This is a genomic window from Leptothoe sp. LEGE 181152 (genome assembly GCF_032906605.1).
GTDB classification, from domain to species: domain Bacteria; phylum Cyanobacteriota; class Cyanobacteriia; order Phormidesmidales; family Phormidesmidaceae; genus Leptothoe; species Leptothoe turfae.
In genome coordinates this window covers 91,054-98,196 of record NZ_JASATU010000036.1, presented here as the reverse complement: position 1 = coordinate 98,196, position 7,143 = coordinate 91,054, and the positions used below count along the sequence as shown (strand labels likewise).

The following is a 7,143-nucleotide window of genomic DNA, read 5'->3' as shown; positions in this document are numbered from 1 at the left end:
CGTTTGGTATACTTGAGGCAACATTTTATTTTTTGTGGGGGCTGCATAGTCCCCTATTTTTTTGCCCTTTTAGTTTCCCAAATCATTGCCGACTATAGGCTTGAAGTTCCTTGTCACCCTTTAAGGAACTTGCCAACCAATTAGGCTTTATTGCCCTAACAAAGGCTCAAGCAGATATCTATTTTGATCACGGTTTTGAAGCGAATCATTCTCCCTTACAGTTTACTAGCGATCGCATAGATGAAATTCTGGACTTATTTGAGCAAATTGATCTGCTAGACCACCTGAGTCCAGACCAGATTGAGGCTAGCCGAAAGTTAATTGCCGAAAGCTATATCACTCAGCGTTATGAACTTTTTTCAGCCTTTAAAGATGTAATTCTTCTATTTGAATGGGAGTCAGGCAATGTGGATACGCCTTACCAGAGTCTGACAGAAAACTTTGCTGCTATTTCGCGAGGACAATTTTCACCAACTGAGATATCCAATGAATTTGACTTGGAGAATCAGACCGCTGCACAGACATTTATCCTGAATGGCACGCAATATCACACCCCTCTAGAGTTTAATGGAGACTGGCTCGACCCTAATTTTTTTAGTTTTATTCAATCAGTTGCAGATCAAGAAATCTCGACAGGGCGGTTTTATGCTGTTGATGTTGGCTATGATACTCCTGGATATTTGTTCTTAACACCCACTCAGTTAGAAGTTCTCAGATCTGAAAACTTAATCCAACTCACTACTTCTAATAGGTGAATTCAGATCAACTCAAGGCCGACATCATGGCTTGTTGGGCAACGCTTTGATAAAGGCTCGTAAAATGGCCACTGAGTACCTGGGCATCGCTGGCTGGGAGGGGCATTGGCCCTAAGAGATCCAATACTGTTTGATCCGCTGGGATAATGACGACGAGAGATGAGTCTAGAGCGTCATCATATTGCCAGAAATTTTCTAAGTTAAGGGTTTGAGATTTTGTCTCAGCCGCAACAACAACTTCTTCAGTGTCTTCAGCGATGATTTCTACAGGATTCTCTTCTACCTGTTGCCTCCGCTTTTCACGAATAGCATCGATAATCTGTTCTTTAGTACGACCGCGAAGCTGGAACAGAACGAATGGCTCTTCTCGAAATGCATCTGCTAACTGATAGTACACAGCGGCAATATGCTTACAGGGATTTTTCGGGTCGGGGCAATTGCACTTGGAGTGTACATCCGCCAGGGTAAAAGGAAATAGGCTTAACCCGTTGGCGGTAAATACGCTTTCAATGTCGGCAGGCATTTCACCAGCCAGGAGCTGTGCTGAGTAGAGTGCTTTTTGAGATAACGTATCTACCACGAAATCCCAATCTTCATCGGCAAAGCGATCAATCCAGATAGACAGCTTGTAAGGTTCATCCGCCGTTCCCTGCACTGAGGCATGGACCTTAGATTCGGTGAAATCCAGTCGGAGAATGTGACCTTCACGGGCGTAGCGGCGACCACGTTCTAAGCGCTTTTTGAAGCGATAGGAATTAAGGAGGTCCACCCATTGCTGTACCCACCAGGCTTCGGATTCGAGTTCGTAGGGATTGGGTGCTGCTTGGTATGAGGTCATGAATGTGCAGGTTTTGGTGACTGGTGGATGTTGTGGGGACGGTTTATTCAGGAATTTTGCTCATTTTTTCTAAATCAAGCACTTCGTTTAGTTTATCGTCGGGCATTAGATTTTTTTCTAGCACAAGCTGACGCATGGACTTGCCGGTTTCTAAGGATTCTTTAGCAATGGCGGCGGCATTAAGATAACCGATGTGAGTATTGAGGGCTGTCACCAGGGCAAGACTGCCTTCGGCGAAGTCACGGCAGCGTTCGGGGCGGGCGGTGATACCTGCCAGGCAACGCTTATCGAGGGCGCTGATGGTGTTGCCAAGGATTTCGATGCTGTGGATGAGATCGTAGGCGATCAGGGGCATCATCACATTTAGCTCTAGCTGACCGGCTTGGGCAGCGCAGGCGATGGCTTGATCGTAGCCCATCACTTGGAAGCAGACCATGGAAGTCATTTCGGCCATAACAGGGTTATATTTCCCTGGCATGATGGAGGAGCCTGGCTGAACCGGTGGGAGCTGAATTTCTTTGAGTCCTGTTTTAGGACCTGAGTCTAGTAAGCGCAGGTCGTGGGAAATTTTGACCAGGTCTTGGGCCAGGTTACGGAGGGTACTGGAGACGGCGACAAAGGGGGCCATGCTCTGCATTGCGGCCATTAGGTGGGGGGCACTGGTGAGGGGTTGACCAGTGAAGCCTGCCAGCAGCTCAGCCACGCGATGGCGGTATTGGGGATGGGTATTGAGACCGGTACCAGTGGCACTGCCGCCCAGACCCAGCACGCAAAGATCCTGAGCAGCAGTGCGCAGACGGCGCAGGTGATCGGTGAGAATAACTTCCCAGGCACGGAAGCTTTCGCCAAGGCGGATAGGCACAGCGTCCTGCATGTGGGTACGGCCAGAGCGGACGATGTCTTGGAATTCGGTGGCTTTGGTTTGGAGTGTTGCGATCGCACCCGCCAAACTCGGATATAAGGTATGCTCCAACGCCAGTAACCCACCAATGCGAATCGCTGTGGGAATCACATCATTGGTTGACTGCCCATAGTTCACATGGTCGTTAGGGCTGATGCGCTTATAGTTGCCTTTTTCATCCCCCAGCAGTTCCAGTGCCCGATTTGCCAGCACCTCATTCACATTCATATGGTGGGAAGTACCTGCCCCGGCCTGGTACACATCCACAATGAACTGATCCCGCAGCTTGCCTTTGAGGATTTCATCCGTGGCGGTGACGATGGCCTGAGATAGTTCTGTAGGGATGCAGTTGAGTTCGCCGTTTGCGATCGCAGCTGCTTTCTTAATCAGCAAACACGCATCTACGTAAGTGGGTAATGGCTTTAGACCGCTGATGGGGAAATTTTCCACCGCCCGCAGGGTTTGGATACCGTAATAGGCTGCTGAAGGGATTTCCTTTTCCCCCATGGAATCTTTTTCAATGCGGTTGGTGGAAGTAGTCATTGTGAAATGGAAAGAGCAATAGCGATCGGTGGGGGAGTTTTGAGTTCTTAGTTATTGGTTATTAGTTTTTAGGGTTAAACAAGCTCTGACTAGGTAAAGTTATTTGCTTTGAGTAACTCAAAATGCTCAGCAAGCTGAGAAGAGCAAAGCTCTACAAAACTCAAAACTGCCTAGTTGATAGTAGCGGTTAGAGTGAACCTGTGGTCATTTCTACGGTAGCAATTGTGGTCGTGGTGCACAGGTGAGTGTCATTGATTCGCCTGCGGGATGTATGAATGAGAGCTTATGGGCGTGGAGCCAATAGCCGCAGTCGCTAGGTATGGCTGTGCCTTCTGGATGGGGGTGACCGCCAGCGATGTAAAGCGGATCGCCTAGGAGTGGGTAGCCCATGGTGGCTAGGTGGATGCGGATTTGGTGGGGTCTGCCGGTGAGGATAGCGACGTCTAGCAGGGTGGCGTCAGGACGGTGGTGGACCACGGTGCAGCCGCTATGGGCATCGAGACCGTTTGGATTAGCGCCGTAGATGTATCCCAATTGGGGATAGGGAATTTTGCCGATGGGATGGGTGATGGTGAACTGGTCAGGTAGGTTATCTGCTGGGCCGATGAGGGTGCGATAGGTTTTGCCTAGTTGACGCTGACGCATCTGCTGACTGAGGTGGGCACGGGCCGCCTTGGTTTTGGCGATGAGCAGAATCCCAGAAGTACCTCGGCCTAATCGATGAATAGGGGCTGCGGTTGGATTGCGCTGGCGGAGCTGCCATAGGAGGGTGTGCTGCAAGAAATTGCCGCCGGGGAGTACGGGTAAGCCTGACGGTTTATTGATGACTAGCAGCAAATCGTCTTCGTAGATCGTAGCGATATCTAGGGGAACTGGAGGTTCCTGCCAGGGAGGACGATGATAGCTGAGGCGTTGTCCGGCTACTAGGGGGGTGTCAGATGTTGTGGGCTGGCCGTTGAGGAGGATTTGGCCTGATTCGATGCGGGTTTGCCAGGTGGCTCGGTCTGAATGGCGGTAATGGTGGGTGTAGTAGTCGAGGACGGTGGTTGGAGGTGGTTGGGTGGATATGTGGCCTGACGAGTCAGGGCTGATGCGATCGCAATAAACCCAGCCATCATTCAACCCCGGAGGGTGAGCATTGACCACTCTTCGGGGTTGAACACCATCTATCTGATTGCGCGTCTCATCCAATTGTTTATCGCTTAAATAAACCAGTAACGCTGTTCTTAACCTGATTTGCAATGGCCTGAACGCCACCCGCAATACCCGGTTTAGGAGGCACTGCTACAGTAATCGGTTCATCCTTAAACGCCTTTACTCTGTAGCCATACTCCAGGTTAGTCTTGTTCTTCCGCAGAATTGGATAAATCCGAAACGCACCTTGGAGCAGATCTTCTTCACTGGCAAAGATAGCGCGATCGATATCAGTCGACCGCTTTACAGCCACTACGCCCACTGGGTACCACTGCTTTTTATCTTTGATGCGAATATGCACCTCAAACTCAGGATCGCCAGAGGAACGGCGCTTATCCATTTCCTGAGAGGCTTCCTGCCGTCGCTTAGTGCGTTCCGATACCTTGGGTTTAGGTTTAGCTTTGCCAAATCCGGTGGCCATAGGAATACCTCTTGAGGTTAGTGCTTTGTAAAAGTTTACATCTTTTTAATTATAGACCCTTATAAATGTGGTCGATGGTGGCTAGCTTAGGTGACTGCTAGGGTTAGTTGCAGTATCTACCCAGGTTTAATTTGAATATACAATCTGGTCCGCTCTACGCCATTCTTGCGTATGGTTCTTGGGGCTTGCTACCCATTTATTGGAAGTTTTTTAGTGCGGCCTCACCCATAGAGGTGCTCAGTCACCGCATGCTGTGGTCACTGGTCTTTCTGAGTTTGATTTTGACGCTGCAACGGCGATTGTCAGAATTGCGCAAGCTACCACGGCGTCAGGTGCTTGGACTATTGGCAACAGCTTTACTGCTCAGTGTTAACTGGGGGCTGTACATTTACGGTGTGAATACGGATCAGATTGTAGAGACTAGCCTAGGGTACTTTATCAATCCGCTAGTGTCGGTGATGCTGGGTTTTGTCGTTCTGCGAGAGAGGCTTTATCGAGGACAGCAATTAGCAGTAGTGCTGGCGACTATCGGGGTGGGTTACTTTATCTGGCAGTTTGGCTCAGTACCTTGGATTGCATTGGGACTAGCAGGCACGTTCGCACTGTATGGATTGTTGAGGAAGATGGTAGCTGTGTCTCCAATGGTGGGACTGGCAGTGGAAACAGCACTGATGACGCCAGTGGCATTGTTACTCATTTTTTACTGGCAATCATCGGGAACTGGGAGCTTTGGTAGTAGCTTTAGCCTGACGTTGTTGTTTATTGGGGCTGGTGTGGCGACATCGATGCCCTTGCTGTGGTTTAACAATGCGGCGAAGCGGTTGTCATTAGCCACGTTAGGATTCTGTCAGTACATCGCTCCATCACTTCAGCTGATGCTCGGCGTATTTTTGTATCAGGAGTCGTTTACACAGACACATTTAATTAGTTTTAGCTGTATTTGGACTGCATTGTTGGTTTATTCGAGTACATCTTTGTTTAGAGCAAGATCAACAGCTTAATGTTACTCATCAATGGATAGCATCACTGTTTAACAGAATCATATTCGTAACTGGCCATCACAGGCATAGGCCTCGAGGTCAAAGGCACATTCGTTGCCTTCAACCATTTCGCGATCTGGGTATAGTTCGGCTAGGGATTTGCTGATGTGGTATGCGATCGCATTCGTTGGCAATTGCAATGCATCCGTGATCAACTGCTTAATTTCCATGGATTTCTGGCTAAAAGACGAATGACACCTCTATGCTAGTGACCCTTGTTCTCCATATGTGACCGTTATCAAGTATTTACATGGCTTCAGTTCCAGGCATGATGCCAAAAATCTGATTGGAATAGTGAAGCAGTTCTTCGTTTTTGAGCAATAATAAAAATCGTTCATCTTCAGCGAAAGTCTGCCAACGATTAGTGACGTCCATGGTTTGTGCATTGCCACTTAAACCTTGCTGATCAAACGAACTGCCACCACCATAGCTGCTGACATAATCCAACCCTGCATCAGAGAAGTTGATGTCCAGTGCTTCTGCAATACCCTGACGATAGTCCTTGTCTGAAAACCAATAATTATAGTTAATAACAACTTTCTGATTGCCGAGATAAGACGTTTCTCCTACATATTCTTTGGCATGCTCAATCCACATGTCAATCAATGAGATGCCTTCCGTTTTCACATCTAGATAGTTTTTCCTCAGACGACTAGCTAAAAGATTAAAGGGATCTCTAAGGACTAAGACATTGTATCTATTCTGGGTTTTGCCAATGTAGAGATCATGTTTCTTCTCAGTACTCGAATGAACAATCTCAGCCACACTATAGTCTTCATAGCTGTAGATAAAACAGTCTTTAGGTTGAAACTTACCCCAAGCTTCGTCATGAAAACCTTTATGGGGAAAATGCAGATGATAGTGCCGAAACGGACTGGTTTCCACTGACACATTATTGAGAAACTTAACGTTCGGTATTTGAGCTTTAATCCAGTGCAAAACCGCATGATTACCGCTGCGTCGCAGGCCGATGAAGCGAATTTCCTTTTGATTGATAATTTTTGAGAGTTCACTCCGTTGCGTTAACGCGCGCCATGCATCATGGGCGTCATAGGCTAAATCGCGTTTTAGCTTTCTCAAAGGGTTGAGTTGCCCATTGATGAGGGTAGACAGCTGATTGACTGGATTCATTTGAACTTCTTCGATGACGAGGTAGCACGTGTCATTAGTTATAAATCCTATACTGCCTGTTATGTCCGTAGATAGCTTTACAAAGCAAGAGCGCTTGTGTGATTGTTCATCGTTGCTTCATAGAAGTGCTTATGAGTAATTCTTCCCTGCCCATGGGGCTGACTTAGCAGTGCTGACTAATGAGACGATATCTACTAAATTCCACAAAAATCCGTACTCAAATCATTAGTCGCTGTAGATATCTAGGCTGAAGCCTTTAACTTTTTCAACAGTCGATGGGTGGTCTCAGAAAAATAAGCCATAGTCTTATGCAGAGCGGC

8 protein-coding genes are annotated in these 7,143 nt (G+C 47.9%); 2 read left to right on the top strand and 6 right to left on the bottom strand.

What is annotated here, in order from left to right; genetic code table 11:
• Positions 1-110: 110 nt before the first annotated feature.
• Entirely contained in the window at positions 111-755 is a 645-nt protein-coding gene (locus tag QGP82_RS20260; protein ID WP_499060794.1) for a hypothetical protein, read from the top strand.
• A gap of 7 nt (positions 756-762) precedes the next feature.
• On the opposite strand, the gene QGP82_RS20255 is transcribed toward QGP82_RS20260, so the two are convergent.
• The 4 genes from QGP82_RS20255 to QGP82_RS20240 all read right to left on the bottom strand — a co-directional run bounded on the left by QGP82_RS20255 (position 763) and on the right by QGP82_RS20240 (position 4,652).
• Positions 763-1,593, bottom strand: a complete 831-nt coding sequence (locus QGP82_RS20255) for an SWIM zinc finger family protein (protein WP_163661448.1) — start codon at positions 1,591-1,593, stop codon at positions 763-765.
• A 43-nt stretch (positions 1,594-1,636) separates the two neighbouring features.
• Complete coding sequence (locus QGP82_RS20250; protein WP_499060793.1) at positions 1,637-3,037, bottom strand: aspartate ammonia-lyase; 1,401 nt, start codon at positions 3,035-3,037, stop codon at positions 1,637-1,639.
• 210 nt (positions 3,038-3,247) lie between these two features.
• Complete coding sequence (locus tag QGP82_RS20245; RefSeq protein ID WP_499060797.1) at positions 3,248-4,159, bottom strand: RluA family pseudouridine synthase; 912 nt, start codon at positions 4,157-4,159, stop codon at positions 3,248-3,250.
• 73 nt (positions 4,160-4,232) lie between these two features.
• Positions 4,233-4,652 (bottom strand): HHL1-like protein, encoded by a 420-nt coding sequence (locus QGP82_RS20240; RefSeq protein ID WP_163700698.1) that lies wholly within the window; start codon positions 4,650-4,652, stop codon positions 4,233-4,235.
• Positions 4,653-4,783: 131 nt separating this feature from the next.
• Between QGP82_RS20240 and rarD the strand changes: the two genes are divergently transcribed.
• On the top strand, positions 4,784-5,653 hold the full coding sequence (gene rarD, locus QGP82_RS20235) for an EamA family transporter RarD (RefSeq protein WP_163661442.1): 870 nt from the start codon (positions 4,784-4,786) through the stop codon (positions 5,651-5,653).
• A 38-nt stretch (positions 5,654-5,691) separates the two neighbouring features.
• On the opposite strand, the gene QGP82_RS20230 is transcribed toward rarD, so the two are convergent.
• Together QGP82_RS20230 and QGP82_RS20225 are read right to left on the bottom strand one after the other, a co-directional pair.
• Positions 5,692-5,862, bottom strand: a complete 171-nt coding sequence (locus tag QGP82_RS20230; protein ID WP_499060792.1) for a hypothetical protein — start codon at positions 5,860-5,862, stop codon at positions 5,692-5,694.
• 76 nt (positions 5,863-5,938) lie between these two features.
• Complete coding sequence (locus QGP82_RS20225; RefSeq protein WP_499060791.1) at positions 5,939-6,823, bottom strand: hypothetical protein; 885 nt, start codon at positions 6,821-6,823, stop codon at positions 5,939-5,941.
• Positions 6,824-7,143: the final 320 nt, after the last annotated feature.